Genomic DNA, 21,773 nt, shown 5'->3' on the forward strand with positions numbered 1-21,773 from the left:
AAACAGTTTTTTGTAAAATGTAATCAAGTTCATCACAAATAGGGAGAAATTTATGTCTACTCATTCTAAAGAACAAACTGATCAAACGTCTGAGTTTGAATCCGAAGGTGTAAAATCGGAAGAGCTGGTAAGTAGTGGTAGGGCATGGAACGGTAAAGCTTACGAAAAGTATCCGGAAGGCAAGCCACATTTAACCGTCATGAAAATGCACTTTGAGGCAAATACTACTTTGCCCTGGCACACTCACCCGATGCCTAATGTTGCCTATATTATTTCTGGGTCGCTAACGATTGAAGACAAAGAGACGGGCGAAAGCCGAAAATTTACCGCGGGTGAAGCGTTTAACGAATCTGTTGATGATGTACACCGCGGTTTTACCACTGACGAACCGGTCGAAGTGATCATTACTTATGCCGGCGTTGAAGGGCAGGCGCTCTCAGAACCCTATAAATCTTAATCCAGGATTCATACAAAGCATGCCCTCATTGCATGCTTTTTTGATCGCATTGAGTTTCTAACCAATAAGGGATCTGGCCCATGATGGATGCTTTGCCAGACGATGGTCAATCTCATGAATTGCCCGTAAACTTCGCTCCAGCTTACGGTAAATATCCCCTCCGTAGTCCCATCCCAGCACCCCGATGCTGCCAGCATAACCCATGCGATTGAGTGCAGCGATTATGGCAGAATTATCCAGTTCACCGCGGTCCGGGGGCTCCATCGTCGCTACTCCACCCCAACCCAACGGAGACATTGCACTCCCGGAAAGCACGACCTGCATCAACCAGGGTTTGATGGCATCAAGCCGCTGTTCAAGCTGACCTTCTTCGCTGGCAAACCAGTGATAGCCATTAAAAGACGCGCCCAAACGGGGATGGTTAAAGTCCTCGCAAAGTTCAATAACCTGTGACGTGGTCTGTGTGACATGCCTTAAATGCGGGTACAACGCAATTCGCAAGCCGCGTCGCTCGGCAATAGGCAAAATGGACTGGATAAAGTTCTTGATCGCGCCCATGCCGTTGAGTGTCGTTTGAACAGCAAGCTCTATCAGTTCAACCCCTTCCACCGTCTCAATGATGCGCCGCAGCACCGTATCATTACGCCCCTCATGAAGCACCAGATACAGACCTGCAATCTCTAAACCATGTTGCGCTTTAACCCTGGGTAATAAGGCCAAATCGGTATACGGCGTACCTCCCCATGCCGATACGGTAATCCCGTCATAACCCAATTCGGCCAGCATTTCACATTGGGAATGAAATTCATACACGCCCATTGATGAGTAAAAAAATGAGTCCAGCGCATGAACAGGATGGATCATATAAACTCCAGGGCAATTAATAAGAGGATGGCGTCATCACTGACCAGTCGGGATGAGCTGCAAGACGCTTTTCCATTGAACGGAATGCCGCTTGTGAGCGCTGTAAATTGCCATATACGTCGCCCCCCATGCTCTCCCAGCCCATTACGCCATAGCATCCGTGATACTCACGTTGTTCGAGCGCGCCCAGTAATACAAAGTTATCCATTTCGCCTTCGTTTAAGGGTTCAATGGTTGCAACACCGCCCCAACCCAGTGGAGAAAGTCGTGTTCCGGCAAGATTAACTTGTCGAAGCCAGGGCATGACCGCATCAAGTCGTTGTTCTAAGTCCCTCTCCTGGTTCGCATACCAGTGGTAACCGTTAAAAACAATGCCCAGATTAGGATGATCAAACTCTTCACATAAAGAGATGGCCTCCGACGTAGTCTGCATGCCATAGCGCACATGGGGATACAACGCGATATCAATGCCCCGTTGCTCACAAATCGGTAAAAGCCGTTCGAGCATTCTTTTGTCGGCATCTTTAACGCTCTCACCGGAATGCAGTGCCAACTCAATGCGTTGTGTGCCCTCATCCGACTGAACGATATTGGTCACAAAAGACTCAAGGCTCGGGCGATAAATCATATAAATAGCGCCAATGTCGAGACCCCATTGCGGTTTTACCCTCGATAAGGCCGACAGCTCCTTACTCCATGCCGATACCGTCAGCCCCTGATAGCCCGTTTCTGCCAGCATCTCGCACTGGACATCAAGGGGATAAGTGCCCAGTTTGGTCTGGAAAATAAAGTCCATGTGGTGCAGTGGATGTTCCATTATTGACCTCCTGAAATATGGCTCGGGAAGTGAGGCAACAGGTGTTCGCCGAGTTCGTCGATCACTTCTGAGGCAGGACGACGCTGGGTTTTGAAGTGAAGCGCGACGTGCGAGACGCCCTGCTCTTGCTGGCGTAACCAAAGTTCCCGCAGTGCATTTCGCCCCGCACGTAATACGCGTCCCGGCTGCAGCGGCATGTCAGGGTCACGGTCAAGATCAAACATTGTGCCATAGCCGTAGGGTTTAAAAATGTCGGTGCGGGAGGCGCTTCTCCACCTGTCAATGATGGCCGGAATGCGCTGGGGATCTGCGATATAAGATAAAATTCCGTCGGTATTTTGCGCGGTCCATTCAGTTGTTTGTCCCGCGTGACCTATCACCAGCATCGGCAATCTTTTACCCGCAGGTTTGGGTATCAAATCGATATTGCCTTGCAGATTTCCGTAGAAACGGGATTGATGAACCGGCCAGCTCTTTTCTGTTACGGCACGAATAATGGCGTGCGCATCCCGGAAACGTTCGCCACGATTTTCAAACTCCAGGCCAAATGCCGGATATTCCACAGGCCTGTCACCGGTCGCCAGCCCCAATAAGAGTCTGCCACCCAGAAGCTGATCAACGGTCGAAGCCTGTTTCGCCACAATCAGCGGATCGCGCAGTGGCAGGACAATACCTGCTGTACCTATGGCGATATCGCGAGTGATTGCCGCCAGATAACCTGCATAGGTGAGAGGGTCCAGTACCTGACCGACATCCCCAAAATTAGGATCGTAGAAAGGCACATCGCGAAGCCAAATGGCAGAAAAACCGGCCTCATCGACTTTGCGCGCCATCTTCGCGTGGTCAGCCAAAGTGGGACCTACGCTGTTCGGGTAACTTTCAAGAGGTGCAATAAAACCGAAGTGGAGCTGGAAAAGATTAACGACGCCTTTGATCTGATGCATGAGGGCAAATCAATCCGTACCGTCATTCATTACTAATCGCTTTTATCCCAGAGCTGAAGCGTGCTGGCTTATATTCAGCAGCACGTTTTTATATTATCAATAAGGAAACTGCCATGGCTCATATCAACCTGCACCCTGCAATTAATAATGGTTTCAAACTAGCGGACGAAAACTTTTCTGGCGGGACATTGAAGTGTCATTGCGTCCGTCATCCAGTTGAAGTTATCGTTCAGGCCCAAACGATGCACAATCATGCCTGTGGATGCAGCAAATGTTGGAAACCTGCAGGTGCGACTTTCGCGATAATCGCGGTAGTTCCGCGCGAAAAAGTGAGTGTTATTGCCAATCCGGAAAAACTCAAGATTGTTGATGAAAGCGCTACTATTCAGCGTCACGCCTGTAAAGAATGTGGTGTGCACATGTATAGTCGTATCGAAAATAAAGACCATGCTTTCCACGGTCTGGATTTCGTACATACTGAGCTTTCTGAACAGTCAGGCTGGGCGGCTCCTGCATTCGCGGCCTTTGTTTCTTCAATTATTGAAAGTGGTGCTCCGGTATCACAGATGGATGAGGTGAGAAGCAGCCTGAACAAGCTTGGCCTGGAAACCTATGACTGTCTGTCTCCTGCATTAATGGACGTGCTGGCAGCGCACACCGCTAAACAGAAAGGCACATATCACGCCTGAAAATTTTGTATAAAAAACAGGTGAAAAGTAGAATTAAAATAGAGACGGGTATGATTACTTTAACCGGGCAGGAGAAACGTTGCTCGCCGGTAGGCGCTTCAGCATTACGAATGTCCCTGAATATACGCACGCCTGCATGAAATATGCGCCGTAGTGTGTCTTTTGCCGCGTTCAATTACGGGCCCGTTTAATCCCCCCGCACCGCGGCATGTACCGGATAAAAGGCATTCAGCGACCCGGGCTTGCAGGCGTTCTTCGGGGGTACGCTGTGGTAAGTTGCCAGCCATGCATAATGCCTGTCAGATAACATTAAATGCAGGTTACTTTATATAACTACCTTAAATTACTTAAGTAAGTAACGAGATAAACAGGCGCACTGGCCAGGTTTTATAAACACTGTATTTGTTAAGCTCTTTTTTGTAGGACCTGCCTGTTAATTTGTTATGGTAGCTGACAGAATTTTGACGCCCAGCGGATAGGAAGATGGAAAGACTTGACTGCGATCGCATGTTTATTGCCGTGATGGAAACAGGCAGTTTTACCGCCGCCGCACAAAGGCTGTCGACCAGCCACGGCCAGGCATCCAAACTGATCACCCGACTTGAGAATGAACTGGCCGTCAGCCTGTTCAGCCGCAGCACCCGGTCCTTAAAACCCACTGAAGTTGGTCTGGCCTATTACGAACGTATTCGCCCCTTGCTGGCAGAATATGATGCGCTGAATGATGACGTTCTTAACGCCTCTAAAACCCCCTCTGGCTTATTAAGGATCTCGGCCCCGGTCACCTTCGGTTCGACCCAGCTCACCGGCCATCTGATTGCTTTTGCCCGCCGTTATCCTGATATTGAGCTGGATGTTAGCTTTGCTGACCGCCTGGTTAATGTAGTTAACGAGGGTTTCGACTTGACGCTGCGTATCGGCAATCTCACTGACAGCAACCTGATAGCACGTAAGCTCTGCAATATACGCATCGTGATGGTCGCGTCAAAAGCTTACCTGCAGCAGAAAGGCAGCCCGTCACACTGGGACCAGCTTTCTCAACATGATTGCATTGTGGACACCAACTTCAGGGATCCCTTTGTCTGGCCATTCCTCGACGAAAAACGGGCGCTGCATGTACAGCCAGTCTGGGGGCGAATGAAGTTCTCCAACGCGGAAGTGTGCCTGCGTGCAGCACTTGAAGGATTGGGCATCGCGCGACTGCCTGCTTTTGTGGCTGGCGAAGCACTGCAGAACGGGTCGGTTGTACCGGTGCTTTCCCGTTATGAGGCCCCGCCGCTCGGCCTCTATGCTATTTACCCGCCGGCGAAATATCTTGCGCAGCGTTCCCGGGCATTCATCGATTTTCTGGCTGAGTCATTTTCTGGGCAGCCAAAGTGGGAAGAGAACTGGCTATAATTTCCATTTTGGAAATAAATATGCTCTTTCTGTCAGGATAATCACCACATCAGAAAAGTAGTACCTTTCTCTCATTAACTAACGAGAGGAATATACTATGTTCGATCAACGCACCACACCTTATGCAGCACTCATCATGCGCCTGGCTTTAGGCATTCTGTTTCTGGCACATTTCGGCCTGAAGTTTTTTGTCTTTACGCCAGCGGGCACCTCGAAATTTTTTGCTTCCCTGGGGCTGCCCGGCGGTCTTGCCTACCTGACGATGACCGTTGAGCTTGTCGGTGCCATTGCCCTGATCCTTGGCGTTTATACCCGCGTGGTTGCCGTAGTGCTGATCCCTGTTCTACTGGGTGCTATCGCCACGGTACATGGCCCGGCGGGCTTTTTCTTCACTAACCCGAACGGCGGCTGGGAATTTCCGGCGTTCTGGATCGTGGGCCTGATTGTGCTCGCTTTAACCGGTGACGGTAAATACGCGTTAAAACCCACTTCATTCAAAGGTTGAGGAAAGCACCATGCTGGTTAACGGAAAATGGACGGCAGAATGGCATCCGGTGCAGGCTACCGATGAAAAAGGCGGCTTTGTGCGTCAGACCTCAAGTTTTCGCCACTGGATAACGCCAGACGGCGCTGCAGGGGTCACCGGTAACGCGGGCTTCATCGCAGAACCGGGACGTTACCATCTTTACGTGGCACTGATTTGTCCCTGGGCTTCCCGTACGCTTATTGCCCGCAAGCTGAAGGGTCTGGAAGACGTGGTCAGCGTATCGGTTGTCGAACCCTGGCTGCTGGATGAAGGCTGGCATTTTGGTGACTATCCGGGCGCTGACCGGGATACGCTGAATAATGCTGAATGGATACATCAGCTTTACACCCTGGCAGATGACACATTTACCGGGCGGGCAACGGTTCCTGTGTTATGGGACAAGAAAACTCACACGATCGTCAACAATGAGTCTGCCGATATCGTGCGTATGTTCAACAGCGGGTTTGGCAAACTCGCCCGAACTGACATTGACCTATGTCCACCGTCACTTCAGAGCGAAATTGAAAGTCTGAACGCCGAAATCTATCCCTTACTGAATAACGGCGTCTACCGTGCGGGTTTTGCCACCACGCAGGTCAGCTACGCTGAAGCCGTAAAGGATGTGTTCGGTATGCTGGATAAGCTGGAACTCCGGTTTGCTGACGGACGAGATTTTTTATGTGGTGATGCGTTTACCGAAGCTGATATTCGCCTGTTTGTCACGCTGATCCGTTTTGACGCGGCTTATTATGGCCTGTTCAAGTGCAATCTTCGCCAGCTTAGGGAATACGCTCATCTTGACCGTTACACCCGTCGGGTCCTGACGATACCCAGTATCAGCAGCACGGTGAATATTGACCATATCAAACAGGGGTACTATTCAATCCGCACCCTGAACCCTGCCGGTATCGTGCCCGAAGGGCCAGATATGCGTGCTTACGCTTTAGAGGAAAAATGATGAACAGGGATCTGATTGTCCTGTTACACGGTGTGGGCAGCCGGGGCAGTGATTTGCAAGCGGTGGCGGAACACTGGCAGCAGGCGACGCCCCATGCCTTCATCGCTTTACCGGATGGCCCGTCGGCCTTTGATATGGGCCCAGGCTTTCAGTGGTTCAGTGTGAGTGGTATTACTGAAGAGAGCCGTCCGGTGCGTATAGCAGCGGCCCGTGAAGCGTTTGATGCAACGTTAACTGACCTTTTCAGGGAGCGGGGCATAAATCCTGTTAAGGATCGCGTTGTGCTGGCAGGCTTTTCCCAGGGGGCGATAATGGCTATGGATGCGTTAGTTCGGGGAGACTATCCGCTTGCGGGCGTTGTGGCTTTCTCGGGCCGACTTGCATCCCCGCAGCCATTGCAGCCCATCACAGGTTCTACGGCATTACTGATTCATGGTAAATCCGATCCGGTGATCGGCTGGACTGAAAGTCTAAAAGCGGCTGAGGCACTATGTGCAGCAGGGGTTAAGGTTGAACTCTGCCTTGAAGAAAACGTGTCGCATACCATTACCGTTGCAGGCATCAGAACGGCAACCAATTTCATTAATAAACTGTTCACCCCGGATGCCTGATAAATATCCGGCATGGCACTGAAGGCCGCGCCGGATGCTTTCTCTGTCTCCTGCCCATGCAGGCCCAACTTAAGTAATTCAATATCGTTGCCGGCGCGCGATGAAACGCCGTTGACGCTGCACGGCTATAAACAGCACCGGTGCGTGGTGATTCATTGCTCAGCTTCTTTCACCAGAATCCCCTGGCGCAATGAATACCCGGTTCGGTTATTTTCCTGGCTATACTCCGTTTTGCCCACCTAAAACGATCTACCGATTCGATTTTTGGACGCACATTATGAATGAATTCGAATTTTCTGTTTCAGCGCATCAGACCCAGTTTTTATGGGCATCCGCCGGTGTATCAATTACGACTGCGGCAGGTTACGACGATGTTTTAAAAAAAATAGTCACGAGCGGGCAGCTGAGTTCCTATGCGCTTGAAATGATGATATATCTGACCGAAGAAATTATTGAAGCTGATAAAAGGATCATACCGGTCAATGGCAATGCTACCAGTCAGGACGATCTGTTGTGTACGCTCAGTAACCGGTATTTTAACGGCGCTAATCTTATTACTGATACGGAGATTGAATCGATATTCAACCGACTTGCTGACAGTGTTTCGTATACAGCCCGCGCTTGTACGCCAGAAGAAATGACACAGGTAGCTTACTTAGTTTTCATTCGGGAAATGGCTCATCATCTGAGCATTCAGGCTATAAGCATGAAGAGGGGGAAATGCTGAGTGATCCCCTTTTAAATCAAAAAAGCTGCGATTAGCAGATCATACTGGCTCCATTGTACGGCACTTTTTAATGCTGGATGAAGCCTACTGAAATACCCCTACCAATTTAGACAATTCCGTACCTTTGCAAATCACAACTGATGTCCGTCCCCGATGCATAGCAGCCGGTGAAAGCACTTAACACTCGATCGCACTGCGTGAATTTTGCTGCATATTTGACATCAGGGTATGTACTAGTCAATGGGGGGGCGGATCAAACCTCCTGTGACATCAAGGTATACCCATTTGTCACAGACTGAATCCGGGTTAATAACACCATATGTCATTATCTAAGTGTCATGCCTGTCATTGTCATCATCTAAATGGCAGCCGAATTTTGTAAGACCCCCCTGAAACTACGAAGCACTCACCACTCAGTGCTTCCGAAACCTTCCAGCTACAAAAAAAATAAGTCTGGGAAAGTCCATTAACTTACTACCCGGATGCGGAGAGAGTGCTGGGAAGAAACAGGAGAGGAGTGGGATAATCAGGAAGAAGATGAGACAGAAGTGGCCCGCTTCGATAATAAAATCGAGGCCAATGCCGACAGGTTAAATAGTGAAGAATTCACGCGCTTTAAGATAGCCATGAACAGGCATTTTATCGACACGCCGGACGTGTCACAAAATAAGCTCCGCATTTCGGTTTTTCCGCAATGGCATCGAAAACCCGGGGCAGCAAAGCGGTGACCCACCGAGGAGATCACCTATCCAGCTTCTATTGCTGGTGCAACAAGCGGGCTAAATTGACAGACATAAGATTTAAACCCTTGCTATGGCTGATAACCGTGTGCAACTTCCCGCTTTATCGCTTGCGCCATTGACTCCATTTCATCGAGCCAGTCTTGTGACACACCGTTCACGGTAATTGAAAAGATTTTCATAACATGCAACAGCTCGTAGGGCGCGCAGATATTGCCAGTGAGCTCATAAATTCCTTGCGCATAGCCTCCTCCCATCAACGTTATATGCCAGAACATGGCCTGAATGTCCTCTAAAGTGAAGTCACCCGTCACAGACATTTTACAGGGCAAGGCAACTTCATCGCCTGCAAAAATCACAGTGCCGTTCTGGTCGTCCTTAGCTAGTTGTATCTTAATCACAAATGCGCTCACTTATGTACGTTAGAAACTAGCTATATTTATCGGTTCTGGTTAATTTGCGACACAGCGTCCGCTTCACTATAAGAAATGTGTTCGAAAGCTGGCGAGAATAATACCTTCGTGAAGGTAGCATGCTCATCTTGTCGATTAATATGAGCATAACTGTACAGAGAAGTACATGATCAAACAAACGTTGATTCGTTAATGTATACAAGGCTTTGAGGGGCGTAGCCGCAGTATGCTGTGTACAAAGTACCAAATGAATAAGGTAGGAATACTATAAAGCATGCTTATTGCTCAAAGGCGGGTCATTTTGGCATAAAACCTGATTGATTCAAGAAAAGCGGTGTTACAACATTCGAAGGGAAAATTTTATCTCCTTTCCCATCACTAACTTTGCCAAGATGTGATCATAATTTGCGATCAAAACAATTTTGCACAGCTTCGCTTTTAAAGCCCACTGTAGAGTGCTGCATCAATTGCAATGTGATGATGTTCAGATAATTAATTGATTTTATTAATTTTAATTTTCATAGTTAAACATGTTCATGATCGCTCCTGTGATCATGAGCTTGATCGTGATCACGATGATTCTAATGATCGCAGCTCAACAAAGTAGGGTAAGTTAACGAAGAAAATGACCACTTAATAGGTCATGCCGGTAAGGCTAAGTGAATCGCCACGGATAATCTGGACACCTTCGAGCCGTTGATAATATTGGTTTTCATATTGAACCGGTAGCATCTGATCGCTCGAACCATGTCGACGCTTAAAGTTATAAAACATTTCGATGTAATCAAAAATATCTCTGCGGGCTTCTTACCGCGTCCAGTAGAGCTTTTTCTTTATCCGTTCGCGTTCCAGTCGCTGGAAAAAGCTTTCTGCAACCGCATCGTCGTGGCAGTTACCGCGACGACCCATGCTGCCTTACAGACCGTGTGATTTCAGGAACAACTGCCACTCATGGCTTGTATACGGCTGAGTGAACCAGCACCTTTTTTGAGGATTACGCCATAACAGTGCCATCTACAGTGCATCTCAACCATGCTGTTATTTGCAATGACCTTGTCCTGCCAATCAGGGCCTGCGGCTAAAAATCAGTTGCTATAGCAGGTAAAGCCAAGCTTCATCCGCGCGCAGATTCATTTACGCGCGGGGGTCTCCAATTTTCTAAACCATGCGTCCATAGATCGTGGATACGATCACGTGATCATAAATTACAGTGATCACGCTAAACGTAAGTGATCATCGGTATTTTATATAATCATATGAATTTATTGTGATTTTTTATTTTTTCTTGCAGGTGCGATCACTTTCTTGATCACCCTGTATTTTATAATTATTTGAAAAATAAGCATATTTAATTGCGCTGTTTTAACAACTCATTTTTGACATAAGACTTGTATGGTTAATGTTGTTACATCGTACTTAGGACACTTTAAATCAGGTGCCGTATCACAAACGGCGTGATAATCCCTTGTGGTAAGTTGATCAGATAACGACGTGCAGTACTGGGCTTCAGACTATGAAGCTCGCAGTAGAAGGCCACAGATGTCCCCAATGGCCAAAAAATAGTGTAATAAAGGTCAAAATGTTCGCGCCAATAAGCGTTCATCTTGCGTTGCTTAAGCCGACGGATAGCGGTTTTTTCTGGTAAGTTATTTTCCTTCACGTATTCTTCTGCCGTTTTACCGCTTTCTTTACACTGCAGGTGCCAGGTAGAACGATGTAATTCCCAGTAAACCAGGCGTTGGATTTCTGCTCCTGAGTCCCTCAGGTTTTTGTATACCCACCAGCGCGGTAAATCATACTCATCTGCATATTTTGCTGGTGAAATGTTGTAATTTACTATCATTTGCAGGTAATTCTGGCGGTGTTTAAAAATATCTGGCTCGTTTTTACCGGTAGTCAGACTGATTGTGTTCAATGAATATGTATTAAACCAGTTTAGCTCCTCATCTTTCCAACCAGCGAAACGTTTTTGCTGAAGCTCATGCGCATGGGGGTAATTATCAGGCATAGTTGTTTTTTGCTCAGGCTGTGATGATGGCTTTTTGCCGATTGTGGTAGAAGGGCTATAACGCTCAGATTTACGTATGCCGGTTTCATAGCTTTTAACTCCGGCAGGATTACGCGCTTTACTGCGTTTTTTCCCAAAGTAACTAATGCGCTTAATAAAAGACGCTTGTGAATCAATATCGCCACGGTTGACTTTGTACCAGGGGTTTTTGGGTAACCAGTGTATCCCTCCAGTTGTTGTTTCCCAGAGCTCAGCCATTAAATCCACCAGCGGTTGCGCATAACAAACATGGTGTCCATTCAATATCAGAACATAGTGATAATGCTGTGCATCAGACTTATCTTGTTCACGGACCCATGCATAGTTGATGAACGTTTTCGGATACTTTTTACGGAGCGCAGGGATGAACGCTTGCTGGAAGCGGGTCATTGGTGAATTATCAGGTGTGAAAGCGCTGAGCCTGAAATCCATACGAATGGCAAACAAGCGACTTGATAGCTGTAAAGAATTTTCTGTCAAAGAAAACAGGCTATTCAGGATGCCTGTATGCTGATCCGTCTCATGAGGGATTACATTCCAAAGAATATCTTTGTAGATGAAACTGTATTTACTTGAATCTGTGAGCATGGCCAGCCTGCGGGTAAATATTATAAATATCCTGAAGTTCGTAAGCGCTATTAGGTTCTTTAAACCCCGTTGCCCCGGTGCTGCTTCAGAAGTTATCACCATTATTTATTGATAGTTGCCCGTGTAGATTTTGTTTCATCCTGTTCCAAAAGCAGGATGCTATAAAAAAAGCAGAGCGGGGCTCTGCTTAGTATCACGGGATATCAAAGGTTTTGATGTTAGCTGCTTTGCTGCCACCCTTCGTAATCGGAAAGCTTCCAGCCAATCGTACGACCTTCACGCATGATTGGTTGAGGGAAGACACCCTGTTTAACCCAGCGATACAGAGTGGTCCGGCTGCAATCCAGTAACTCCATCATTTTGCTGATACGAATGATGGGCTGAGGACGAAAATGTACTTCGTGGATGTTGTTAGTTTTCAACTCAACCTCATTAACTTGCTTTAGTGTGAGCGAGATTGAAACAAAATGGGAAAGGGTTGTTCGTTGAGTAACTGGAGTAGTCATCGGTGACTACTCTGTATCCCTTTGAATTTTAATGATTACAGCGGATCGCTATTTTTAGGCGGGTTTTTAATAGCTCTGGACAATAATCTCACTGTTTGATCCATTGACAGTGGGGGAGAGCCATTACTCCAAAGATGATGGCCGAGATTTTCTAGCTCTTTTGAGAGCCTTGTTGGCGTTGGGACAATCCTTTTCAGAGCCTCTTTTGTTTTTTGCTTCCACAACTCTGGCTCGTTATAAAGCACGTACAGGGCAGCAAGAAGAATCTGCTCGCGATTAATAGCAAATCGCTCCGCATTGGGATGTGGATCACTTAGTGCTTTTTGCAGACGCGCGTTTTCTGACCGTAATAGTTCTATCTCGGCTATTAAAGTAGCTTCATGATCCGTTAATGAAGTTGCAATGTCTGCGGTATCGGTAAAATCTGTACCGAAGGCGTTTTTTAAGTCGGCTTTCTGATATCCATAAAGAGCTAGCTTCAGGTCATTGATGCTTTCTTCATTCAGTTTTCTCATCAATGTTTGAGCCGAAGTTCCAATAAAGCGCCCCATCTCTTCAAATGAGCGAGGCTTACTGTCCCTTTCTCTTTCCAGGGAAGCATTAACGATGGAAACATCGAGCATTAACCCGTTTTCCAATCGATACAGCTTAGGAGGTTCCTTTAGAGCAAGGAGCGTAGTTACAAAACTATCGGCAAGATCTTGCCATGAAGCTGATGGCCTGACAGATTTCATATATAAGCAAATTTGTTTAAGGCTGACGAAGCCGGCTTCTTTGTCACGCCGCTCACTCATTTTCTTGTCGAGTCTGTCAAACAGGTTCATATGCTCTGTGTCTTGATAGCAGATGATGCAGCATGTGGATTACATCACCCACTACGTCACCTGTAATGCCAGAAAACAAAAAGGACTCAGCCAGTTTCCTGTCTAAGTCCTTGATAAATTTGGTGGCCCCTACTGGACTTGAACCAGTGACCAAGCGATTATGAGTCGCGTGCTCTAACCAACTGAGCTAAGGGGCCTGCGGCGCAGGATTATAATGTAACTTGGGAATGCAATCCAGCAGTTATCATCCGGTTGGCTGTTTTCCAGGCACTCAGGCTCTCAGCCGAACTGTTTGATTAACCTACTCTTCCGCAAAATATCATTTGGCCCTCAGCTTCACTTCAGTAAATAGCACGCTTACCCTTATGGGTAATATTTCAGGAATAGAACGTCGTTACCCTGAACAAGAGGTCATGAACTCTCTGACTTCTTTCCCTGAAGAGGTGAGGGGATGACAATATTCCCCCTCTTTTCTTGTACGGCCTCAACCCTGACGATAACGTGAAGCAGACTGGCTTAACGACAGGTCCGGGAGCAGTGCGGCGCGGGCTGTGTCATAAGTGTGCCAGTTCTCAATTTTCTCCAGCGAAGGAATGGTGACGCTTTCTCCCAAATCCAGCCCGGCTAGCGCGGCGTCCACCATGGTGTCGACCTCCATCACCATATGTGGCGGCAGTTCATCAACCGAGCTGCCAGAACGTTCAAAAATTTCAGTGCGGGTCAGTCCTGGCAATACCGCCTGTACTCGGACACCATGCGGTTGCAGCGAGGCCTCCAGCGAACGAGTGAGGGTCAGGACGAAAGATTTAGTACCGTTGTAAGCGCCGTTCGCCATCTCATGCACCAGTGAAAGCACAGAGGCAACATTGATCAGGGTTCCCTGCTTGCGGGTTTTGAAAGCGTTAGCGGCCGCATGTGCGAGGCGGGTAGGTGCCAGCACGTTCAGCATAATCATCTTTTGCACGCTCTCGATGTCATTATCCAAAAACTCGCCCGCTACGCTCATCCCCGCATTATTCACTAACAGGGTGATGGCATTATCACTGGCAAGGCGCTGCTCAACCTGAACCAGGTCCTGCTGATTAATCAGGTCAGCCGCGAGCACTTCGCTGTGTACGCCGTACTCTGACGAAAACCGTGCCGCCAGAGCTTCAAGTTTGGCTTTATCCCTTGCTACCAGCAGCAGATCATAACCCCGTTCTGCCAGTCGCTGAGCGTAAACCGCGCCAATGCCTGCGGATGCGCCAGTAACCATTGCCGTACCTTTCTTGCCTGATGAAATGGACATGTTCTACTCCTGAATATGATGGTCATCATGTGGTGGTGAGGCTTAATATGATGATCATAATATTTTCTGTCAAGCGGCCTGTTACCTTACAAAATGCAAAACTGAAGCAAGGGTTAACCTAAAAAGTAGATTTATTTCAAGGATTTATTTTTTTAAAAAGGACAGCGGTATTGAATATGATGACAATAATAATTATTATGATTGTCATATTCTATCGATCTGATGAGTATACTCACTCTGCTAAGGCAGCTAAGGCAGCTAAGGCAGCTAAGGCAGCTAAGGCAGCTAAGGCAGCTAAGGCAGCTAAGGCCGGTAGTTTTTAGCGGAATCCGCTTCGCAAATAAATAGTTGTCCTCTTTTCACCCAAGCCCCGAAGCCACATACTTATTTATCAGCCTGTTAATGTTTAAAACGTTTCTGAAGGAGGAGTCGTGTCCGAAGTTATCACCCACAAAGAACGTACCCGCCAGCGTATTCTGGACGAAGCCGCCGCGATTATGCGGGTGGTGGGGACAGAGGGTATTGGCGTGGCGGCGCTGATGAAGCGGGTAGGGCTGACCCACGGTGGTTTTTATGCTCACTTTACTTCCCGTGACGATCTGGTCGCGAATGTTGTCGATCGGATGTTTATCGAAACAAAGCAGAGGCTTAAGGGATTATCCTCTTTACCGGAAGGTGCAGATCGGCTCTCCTGTCTGATCGACAGTTATCTTTCAGCAGAAGCCCGTAAAATCCCGGAGCAGAACTGCCCCATGCCGTCGCTGGCGGGTGAAGCCAGCCGTTTGCCGCAGGAAGCGCGGGATCGCTTTACTCTGGGGATAGAGGAGATGCATGGGCTGGTTGCCCGTTCACTAAAGGCGATGGGGCATGCAGAGCCAGATGCGCTGGCTTCCTCTGTGCAGGCTGAACTTATTGGCGCAATGGCGCTGGCTCGGGCAATTCAGGATGATGAGCTTGCTGAAAAGAAGCTGGCAGCCTCAAGGAGTCAGCTAAAACGGCGGCTGGGCATTGAAGAGGATCGGCGCGGCTGAAGATCACAATAAGCCGCATGGACCTGATAAGCCGACACGGTTAACTGCCCTGAACCCAGCCCGAAATGACCATCCTTGTTGCAAGCGGCGCGGCTCAGGAAAACTTACGTCGCTGATAATCACATTGATCCTGCAATGGAAGCTCAACATGACGATCGATCAGAATGAAAAGCGCCGGATAAAGATGGCTGAGCTGATAACCGCGCTGGCACCAACCAACGGTTATACCCAATCGGCGCTGGAGGATGTGCGTTTTCTGCGTTCGGACATCGCGCTTGACCGCACGCCGGTTTTGTATGAACCCTCTATCGTCATTGTCTGCCAGGGGCGCAAACGCGGCTTTCTGGGGGAGGAAGCTTACGTTTATGATGCTCAGCACTGTCTGGTTGTCGCCGTGCCGCTGCCGTTTATCAGCCAGACCGAAGCCACCAGGGAAGAACCGATGCTGGCGGTCGCTTTCCGGCTCAATTTTCAGCTACTGGCTGAACTGATGCTTACTTTAGCGCTCCCCGTTCCCCGCGGCAGCGAACCGGTCAGCATGCTCTCTTCGCCGCTGGATGCCGGGCTGGGGGAAAGCGTGGTACGCCTGTTGCAAGCGTTGCAGTCACGGCAAGAGACTCAGGTACTCAGCGCCGGGCTGCTGCGGGAAATCTACTATCGGGTGCTGGTCGGTGAGCAGGGCGCAACGCTGCGTGCTGCGCTGGCGCAGAAGGGCTCTTTTGCGCAGATCGCCCGTGCGCTGAATATTTTGCAAAACCGCTTTCAGGAGCATTTTGAGGTGGCCGATTTGGCCAGCGAAGTAGGAATGAGCGTCGCCACTTTCCATGCGCATTTTAAAAAGGTTACGCAAAGTTCGCCTATCCAGTATTTAAAATCGACCCGTCTGCATCATGCCAGATTATTAATGGTGCGCGGCGGCATCTCCGCCGCGACGGTGTCAGCTAAAGTAGGTTACGAAAGCCCTTCACAGTTCAGCCGTGAATTTAAACGCTTTTTTGGCCGCAGCCCGGTGCAGGAGGCGATGTACATGCAGAATATTTTGCGGCTTGAACCGGCGGTCAGCGCGGCAGGATAAAAAAAGCCCGCGCAGGTGGCGGGCAGAGGCAGGGTTACCAGGGGCTGGCCGTTGGACGGACAACAATTTCACTGACATCCACATCCGTCGGCTGTTCAATGGCGTAAGCAACGGCGCGGGCGATAGCTTCCGGCTCAAGCGCAACGCGGCGAAACGCTTTCATCGCCTCACGTGCGGAATCATCAGTGATGGTGTCGGCCAGCTCAGATGTCACCACACCCGGCGAGATTACCGTTACGCGGAGTATGTCACTCTCCTGGCGAAGACCGTCAGAGAGCGCCCGCACGGCAAATTTGGTGGCGCAATAGACCGCGGCGGTAGGCGAAACTGCCAACCCTCCGATGGAAGAGATATTGATGATATGACCATGCTGCTGTTGCTCCATCAGTGGCTGTGCAGCAGCAATACCGTACAGCACGCCACGGATGTTGACGTCAATCATGCGGTCCCACTCTTCAACCTTGCGGGAGGAGAGCGGAGAAAGCGGCATTATTCCGGCATTATTGATAAAAACGTCCAGCCCACCAAAATGGCTTTTTGCTTTTTCGACAAAGGATTCCATCTCCGTCAGGCTGGTGACATCCAGCGACATGAAGTGGGCATCTCCTCCCGCAGCACGGATCTCATCAACCACTTTCGCCAGCCGCTCAGTACGGCGAGCGCCCAGCAGAACGCGGGCGCCTCTGGCGGCCAGCAGGCGGGCGGTGGCTTCCCCAATGCCGCTGCTGGCTCCGGTAATAGCCACAACTTTTTTATTCAGTTCAGACACAGTACTCTCCTTCAGAGGCTTTGCTGACGGCCTCTCCGACAGCTGAAACAAGCTTAAAATGTTCCCGTCTGCTTGCGAATATCCGGGACTCTGCGATGCTTGCCTGTTCCTCTGAAAATGAGTTAGCCAGAAAGTTAAAGTAAGTTAATCACTGTCGGTAGAGAAGGCTATTTCCCGCTGTGCTTCAAGTTCTGCCAGGCGCGCCGTCAGGGCAGCATGAACCAGCGTCCAGGCATCACTGCCAAGAGTAAGCCTGCGTGGAGCAGGGGATCGATCGGCTGAGGCAATCATTTCACGCACCATTTTTTTCGCATCGCCCACGTTCGGCCAGTTTGCCAGTAACTGACGGATGCCGGTGTTATCATAAGCCGCCAGCGGTTCGGCCATCTCCATGCCTCTGGTAAAGGAGGTTTGCGCGGTGCCTGGCTCGACCAGCGTAAATTCAATATTGAATTCAGCCACTTCCTGCGCAATCGCCTCCACAAAACCTTCCATAGCGAATTTGCTGGTGTGGTACAAGCTTAACCCCGGGAAAGTCACCTGGCCGCCCATGGAAGAAAGCTGCAATATACGCCCGCCGCCCTGTTGGCGAAGATGCGGCAGCGCGGCACGAATAACCTGAATGGAACCCAGAACATTGGTGTTTAACAGTCGGGAGATCTGCGCGTCGGTAAGCTCTTCAGCGGCTCCTGCAAGGCCATAACCGGCATTGCTGACCACCACATCAATCTGCCCCAGTTCGGCAAATGCATCATCCACTACCTTTCGCACATTATCCGTACGGGTGACATCCAGTTGCGCCAGCCAGAGCCGGGAAGGATAGCGTTCTTTCAGTAAGCTCAGCTGAGCGGGGTTGCGCAGCGTGGCGGCAACGCGGTCGCCGCGCGCCAGCAGACGTTCGGTCATTTCCAGGCCGAAGCCAGATGAAGTGCCGGTAATAAACCATGTTTTAGACATAGAGCTTCTCCTCTTGGGTAAGCGTTAACCTTACGCCGTCAGGATTAGTGCTACTATCCGTCTAATCCTGCATGCGTTGGTGAAAATTACCCATGAATCAGAAACCCGATTTGGCTGCGCTGAACGCTTTTGTGCTGGTAGCGACCAGAGGCAGTTTCCGGCAGGCTGCCGATGAACTGGGCGTGTCGCCTTCAACCCTCAGCCATATGCTGCGTACGCTGGAAGAAAAAATGGCCGTACGGCTTTTGCATCGCACCACCCGCAGCGTATCCCCTACCGAAGCGGGCGCACAGCTGTTAGGCCAGCTACGGCCAGTGCTGCAGGGGCTGGAAAATGCACTGAGTTCCGTCGAGCAGTACCGTCAGCAGCCAGCCGGCACTCTGCGCATTAATGCCAGTGAGAGCGCCGTACGTCAGCTGTTGCAGCGGGTGGTGCCTGAGTTTTTGCGCCGGTATCCGGCTATCTCGCTTGATCTGGTTACGGAAGGCAGGTTGATCGATATCGTCAGCGAAAAGTTTGATGCTGGCGTACGTCTGCTGGACGATGTGCCGCAGGATATGGTGGCCGTGCCGTTTGGCGGGGAGTTGCGGTTTATCGCCGTGGCGTCGCCAGACTATCTTCAGCGCTGCGGTACACCCACCACGCCAGACGATCTGCTGCGCCATCAGTGTATCCGTTTTCGTCTGCCCAGCGGTAAACGGTATCGCTGGGAGTTCTCCCGTCACGGCATTGAGCGCCATATCGACGTACAGGGCATGCTGATGCTGGATCATCTCGAACTGATGGCGGAAACGGCGGCGGCTGGTCAGGCGATTGCCTGGTTACCCGATAGCGTGGCGAGACCCTGGCTGGAAAAGGGCAGCCTGTTGGTGCTGCTTGAAGAGTGGAGTCCGCCTTCATCCGGACTGGCCCTTTACTATCCTGGCCACCGGCATGTTCCGGCAGCCTTGCGGGCTTTTATTGATGTGGTGAAGTCATTCGCCGTTAATGCTGACCAGGCGGGATCACTGGAGGATGGTAAATAGCCGTGCTCCAGTGACGGCTGCTCGCATGTTTCTCGGCCAGCCAGCCCGCTTTACGCAGATGACGGGCAATCATTTTATTCATAATGCCATGCCCCAGCAGCAGCACGTTGCCATGGCTGGAAAAGGTAATCAGCCTCGCTGCGGCCTGGCTGGCCCGCTGTTCAGCCTGCTGGAAGGACTCAACCGACCCGGCATATCCGCAAAACCACATCAGGCGGAGAAGGGAAAGCCAGAGCGAGGGTGGCAGGTGAGGATAGGTCAGCGATACGGTCGGAAGAGAGACTTCGCTGAATACGCCATCAACACAGGCGGGTTCAAGCCCCAGCTTTTTAAGCGATGAACGGGCGCGGGGCAGCGGGCTGGCAACAACATAATCTGCCATAGCCGCAACCCACTGGCTCTTCTCGGGCGGAAAATCCTGGACGTCAGAAAGGTCATAGGCTTCGCACCATTGCGCCATGGCCAGCGCCGGCAGGCGCCCGCCGACCCGGTGGTCAGGTTTCCCGTGACGCATCAGAATTATGCTCATGCCTTTCCCTCCGGTAACTTTTATCAAGAATATGCCGCCTCGTTCACTAAGACAAATCACCCTCCTCTTTTTAAGAATGTCCTCCATTCTTTTTGCGTCATGCTGTTGAAACATAATGCTGTTTACACTGGCCCGAAGTGAGTAAGCTAAAGCTGTGTGGTTTTTGATCGTTAGTAAAGTTTATTCGTTGTATCATCGACTGATGTTTAAGCAGTGGCGTTTGTTGGTAATTTTAAGCTATTGAGTTACATGATCTTGTAATATAGCCAGCGAGCATCAATGTGAAGGTATGCTAATTTATTTATGGAAACTTATTGCTTTATCTACGCGCGTAGATACAATGACCCCCTGGTAAAAATTCACGGTGTATGTTGCTCAACTGCTTAGTGAAGGTCACTTTGTTTCACGTTACTTATGCGATTGGTTACGAAAACCAACAAACGGGAAGCGAATAATACATCCCAACACCAGGGTACCTGTTACTGACCTTTGGCTCAGAAAAAGAGCGCCCTAACTGGCGGATTCCCCGTTTTTTCGGGCAAGCCAGGGAGGGCAATTCAGACAGCAGCACATCAGGGAATTTTTATGTCTACTCCTCAAGGAATAAACCCAACAGCTTCGTTTTCCGCCTCTTCTGCGGCAGATGAGAGCCTGACCACACCAGAAGGGCGCAAGGATTTCTGGCGCGCAACCCTCTCATGCTGGCTTGGCACAGCGATGGAGTATGCGGATTTCGCACTCTATGGCCTGGCTGCCGGCATCATCTTCGGCGATGTTTTCTTTCCTGAAGCCACCCCCGCGATGGCGCTTCTCTCCAGCTTTGCTACCTGGTCCGTAGGCTTTATCGCCCGGCCCATTGGCGCACTCTTCTTTGGCTGGCTGGGCGATCGTAAAGGCCGCAAAGTAGTGATGGTCTCCACCATTATCCTGATGGGGGCCTCCACTACATTAATTGGTGTTATTCCCAGCTACGCCTCTATCGGATTGTGGGCTCCTGCCTGCCTGGTCGTGCTGCGTTTCAGCCAGGGCTTTGGCGCAGGGGCGGAGTTGTCCGGGGGCACGGTGATGCTGGGTGAATACGCTCCGGCAGAAAAACGGGGCCTGGTATCTTCCATTATCGCTTTGGGATCAAACAGCGGCACGCTGGTGGCATCGCTGGTCTGGCTGGCGGTGGTACAGATGGATCAACAGCAGTTGCAGGAGTGGGGCTGGCGTATTCCGTTTCTTTGCAGTTCGCTGATTGCGCTGGTGGCGCTCTGGATCCGCCGTCATCTGAAAGAAACGCCGGTATTCGAACGCAAGAAAGCGGAAATAGTGGCTCAGCGCGAAAGCGCGCTTCCCCTACAGCCTGCGGATAACCGCAGCTTCTGGCAGCGCAGCCGTTCGTTTTTGGTAATGGTTGGCCTGCGTATTGGTGAAAATGGCCCTTCCTATCTGGCGCAGGGATTTATTATTGGTTACGTGGTAAAGGTTCTGGCGGTAGATAAATCCGTCGCCACCACGGCAGTATTTCTTGCCTCGCTGCTCGGCTTCCTGATCATCCCATTTGCCGGCTGGCTTTCCGACCGATTTGGCCGCCGCATTACCTACCGCTGCTTCTGTCTGCTGCTGATCCTCTACGCTTTCCCGGCCTTTATGCTGCTTGACTCCCGTGAGCCTGTGATTGTGATTGCCACTATTGTGACAGGAATGGGACTGGCCTCGCTCGGTATTTTCGGCGTGCAGGCGGCCTGGGGCGTGGAGTTATTTGGCGTGAATCATCGCTATACTAAAATGGCGACGGCGAAAGAGCTGGGTTCTATTCTCTCTGGCGGGACGGCGCCGCTGGTTGCCGCTGCGCTGTTGTCCTGGACCGGTCACTGGTGGCCGATTGCCACCTATTTTGCGGTGATGGCCGGTATCGGTTTCCTGACCACATTTATAGCCCCGGAAACCCGTGGGCGCGATCTTAATGCCCCTGAAGATGCAATCTGACGGGAACAAGGCGGGC

At 50.2% G+C, this 21,773-nt stretch carries 22 protein-coding genes, 1 tRNA gene and 1 pseudogene; 11 read left to right on the forward strand and 13 right to left on the reverse strand.

The features are described 5' to 3' along the window. Positions 1–52: 52 nt before the first annotated feature. On the forward strand, positions 53–457 hold the full coding sequence (locus tag SD961_RS01620; protein ID WP_318788662.1) for a cupin domain-containing protein: 405 nt from the start codon (positions 53–55) through the stop codon (positions 455–457). 57 nt (positions 458–514) lie between these two features. Here SD961_RS01620 and SD961_RS01625 read toward each other — a convergent pair whose 3' ends face one another. Genes SD961_RS01625 through SD961_RS01635 form a run of 3 tightly spaced genes read right to left on the reverse strand, consistent with a single transcriptional unit; the run spans position 515 to position 3,073 of the window. Then, positions 515–1,321: a sugar phosphate isomerase/epimerase family protein gene (locus SD961_RS01625; RefSeq protein ID WP_318788663.1), complete on the reverse strand. Its 807-nt coding sequence runs from the start codon at positions 1,319–1,321 to the stop codon at positions 515–517. A 16-nt stretch (positions 1,322–1,337) separates the two neighbouring features. Continuing rightward, on the reverse strand, positions 1,338–2,138 hold the full coding sequence (locus SD961_RS01630) for a sugar phosphate isomerase/epimerase family protein (RefSeq protein ID WP_318788664.1): 801 nt from the start codon (positions 2,136–2,138) through the stop codon (positions 1,338–1,340). Further along, positions 2,138–3,073, reverse strand: a complete 936-nt coding sequence (locus tag SD961_RS01635; protein WP_412916642.1) for a TIGR03571 family LLM class oxidoreductase — start codon at positions 3,071–3,073, stop codon at positions 2,138–2,140. Before SD961_RS01635 ends, SD961_RS01630 begins: the two co-directional genes overlap by 1 nt. A gap of 122 nt (positions 3,074–3,195) precedes the next feature. On the opposite strand from SD961_RS01635, the gene gfa reads away from it, so the two are divergent. From gfa to SD961_RS01665, 6 genes are all read left to right on the forward strand, one after another. Further along, on the forward strand, positions 3,196–3,771 hold the full coding sequence (gene gfa / locus SD961_RS01640; RefSeq protein ID WP_318788666.1) for an S-(hydroxymethyl)glutathione synthase: 576 nt from the start codon (positions 3,196–3,198) through the stop codon (positions 3,769–3,771). Positions 3,772–4,254: 483 nt separating this feature from the next. Beyond that, a complete protein-coding gene (locus SD961_RS01645; RefSeq protein WP_318788667.1) occupies positions 4,255–5,169 on the forward strand; it encodes a LysR family transcriptional regulator in 915 nt (304 codons plus the stop codon). A gap of 97 nt (positions 5,170–5,266) precedes the next feature. Beyond that, a complete protein-coding gene (locus SD961_RS01650; RefSeq protein WP_318788668.1) occupies positions 5,267–5,674 on the forward strand; it encodes a DoxX family protein in 408 nt (135 codons plus the stop codon). Between the two features lie 10 nt (positions 5,675–5,684). Then, positions 5,685–6,653 (forward strand): glutathione S-transferase family protein, encoded by a 969-nt coding sequence (locus tag SD961_RS01655; RefSeq protein ID WP_318788669.1) that lies wholly within the window; start codon positions 5,685–5,687, stop codon positions 6,651–6,653. Next, positions 6,653–7,264 carry an alpha/beta hydrolase gene (locus tag SD961_RS01660; RefSeq protein WP_412916643.1) on the forward strand — a complete coding sequence of 204 codons (612 nt, stop codon included), beginning with the start codon at positions 6,653–6,655 and terminating at the stop codon, positions 7,262–7,264. Before SD961_RS01655 ends, SD961_RS01660 begins: the two co-directional genes overlap by 1 nt. Positions 7,265–7,541: 277 nt before the next feature. After that, on the forward strand, positions 7,542–7,991 hold the full coding sequence (locus tag SD961_RS01665; protein ID WP_318788671.1) for a hypothetical protein: 450 nt from the start codon (positions 7,542–7,544) through the stop codon (positions 7,989–7,991). An 811-nt stretch (positions 7,992–8,802) separates the two neighbouring features. Here SD961_RS01665 and SD961_RS01670 read toward each other — a convergent pair. The 7 genes and pseudogenes from SD961_RS01670 to SD961_RS01700 form a co-directional block, all read right to left on the reverse strand. After that, entirely contained in the window at positions 8,803–9,132 is a 330-nt protein-coding gene (locus tag SD961_RS01670; protein WP_318788672.1) for a hypothetical protein, read from the reverse strand. A 645-nt stretch (positions 9,133–9,777) separates the two neighbouring features. Beyond that, positions 9,778–10,107 (reverse strand): annotated as a pseudogene (locus SD961_RS01675) (IS3 family transposase); the annotation flags it as partial. A gap of 463 nt (positions 10,108–10,570) precedes the next feature. Continuing rightward, entirely contained in the window at positions 10,571–11,779 is a 1,209-nt protein-coding gene (locus tag SD961_RS01680) for an inovirus-type Gp2 protein (RefSeq protein ID WP_318788673.1), read from the reverse strand. Positions 11,780–11,997: 218 nt separating this feature from the next. After that, positions 11,998–12,201 carry a helix-turn-helix transcriptional regulator gene (locus SD961_RS01685; RefSeq protein WP_318788674.1) on the reverse strand — a complete coding sequence of 68 codons (204 nt, stop codon included), beginning with the start codon at positions 12,199–12,201 and terminating at the stop codon, positions 11,998–12,000. A gap of 119 nt (positions 12,202–12,320) precedes the next feature. Next, on the reverse strand, positions 12,321–13,109 hold the full coding sequence (locus tag SD961_RS01690) for a hypothetical protein (RefSeq protein ID WP_318788675.1): 789 nt from the start codon (positions 13,107–13,109) through the stop codon (positions 12,321–12,323). Positions 13,110–13,229: 120 nt separating this feature from the next. Then, positions 13,230–13,306 (reverse strand) — tRNA-Ile (locus tag SD961_RS01695). Between the two features lie 287 nt (positions 13,307–13,593). Beyond that, a complete protein-coding gene (locus tag SD961_RS01700; protein ID WP_318788676.1) occupies positions 13,594–14,397 on the reverse strand; it encodes an SDR family oxidoreductase in 804 nt (267 codons plus the stop codon). Between the two features lie 431 nt (positions 14,398–14,828). Here SD961_RS01700 and SD961_RS01705 point away from each other — a divergent pair, with 431 nt between their 5' ends. Next, complete coding sequence (locus SD961_RS01705) at positions 14,829–15,428, forward strand: TetR/AcrR family transcriptional regulator (RefSeq protein WP_318788677.1); 600 nt, start codon at positions 14,829–14,831, stop codon at positions 15,426–15,428. A 148-nt stretch (positions 15,429–15,576) separates the two neighbouring features. Continuing rightward, on the forward strand, positions 15,577–16,503 hold the full coding sequence (locus SD961_RS01710; protein WP_318788678.1) for an AraC family transcriptional regulator: 927 nt from the start codon (positions 15,577–15,579) through the stop codon (positions 16,501–16,503). 34 nt (positions 16,504–16,537) lie between these two features. On the opposite strand, the gene SD961_RS01715 is transcribed toward SD961_RS01710, so the two are convergent. After that, a complete protein-coding gene (locus tag SD961_RS01715; RefSeq protein WP_318788679.1) occupies positions 16,538–17,272 on the reverse strand; it encodes an SDR family oxidoreductase in 735 nt (244 codons plus the stop codon). A gap of 144 nt (positions 17,273–17,416) precedes the next feature. Next, positions 17,417–18,229 carry an SDR family oxidoreductase gene (locus tag SD961_RS01720; RefSeq protein ID WP_318788680.1) on the reverse strand — a complete coding sequence of 271 codons (813 nt, stop codon included), beginning with the start codon at positions 18,227–18,229 and terminating at the stop codon, positions 17,417–17,419. A gap of 92 nt (positions 18,230–18,321) precedes the next feature. On the opposite strand from SD961_RS01720, the gene SD961_RS01725 reads away from it, so the two are divergent. Next, positions 18,322–19,254, forward strand: coding sequence for a LysR family transcriptional regulator (locus tag SD961_RS01725; protein ID WP_318788681.1), 933 nt, complete (start codon positions 18,322–18,324; stop codon positions 19,252–19,254). On the opposite strand, the gene SD961_RS01730 is transcribed toward SD961_RS01725, so the two are convergent. Next, a complete protein-coding gene (locus SD961_RS01730) occupies positions 19,214–19,783 on the reverse strand; it encodes a histidine phosphatase family protein (protein ID WP_318788682.1) in 570 nt (189 codons plus the stop codon). The genes SD961_RS01725 and SD961_RS01730 overlap by 41 nt on opposite strands. Positions 19,784–20,368: 585 nt before the next feature. On the opposite strand from SD961_RS01730, the gene SD961_RS01735 reads away from it, so the two are divergent. Next, entirely contained in the window at positions 20,369–21,757 is a 1,389-nt protein-coding gene (locus SD961_RS01735; RefSeq protein WP_318788683.1) for an MFS transporter, read from the forward strand. The last annotated feature ends 16 nt before the right edge of the window (positions 21,758–21,773 follow it).

This window comes from Erwinia sp. MMLR14_017 (assembly GCF_033657285.1).
In the GTDB taxonomy this organism is placed as follows: domain Bacteria; phylum Pseudomonadota; class Gammaproteobacteria; order Enterobacterales; family Enterobacteriaceae; genus Erwinia.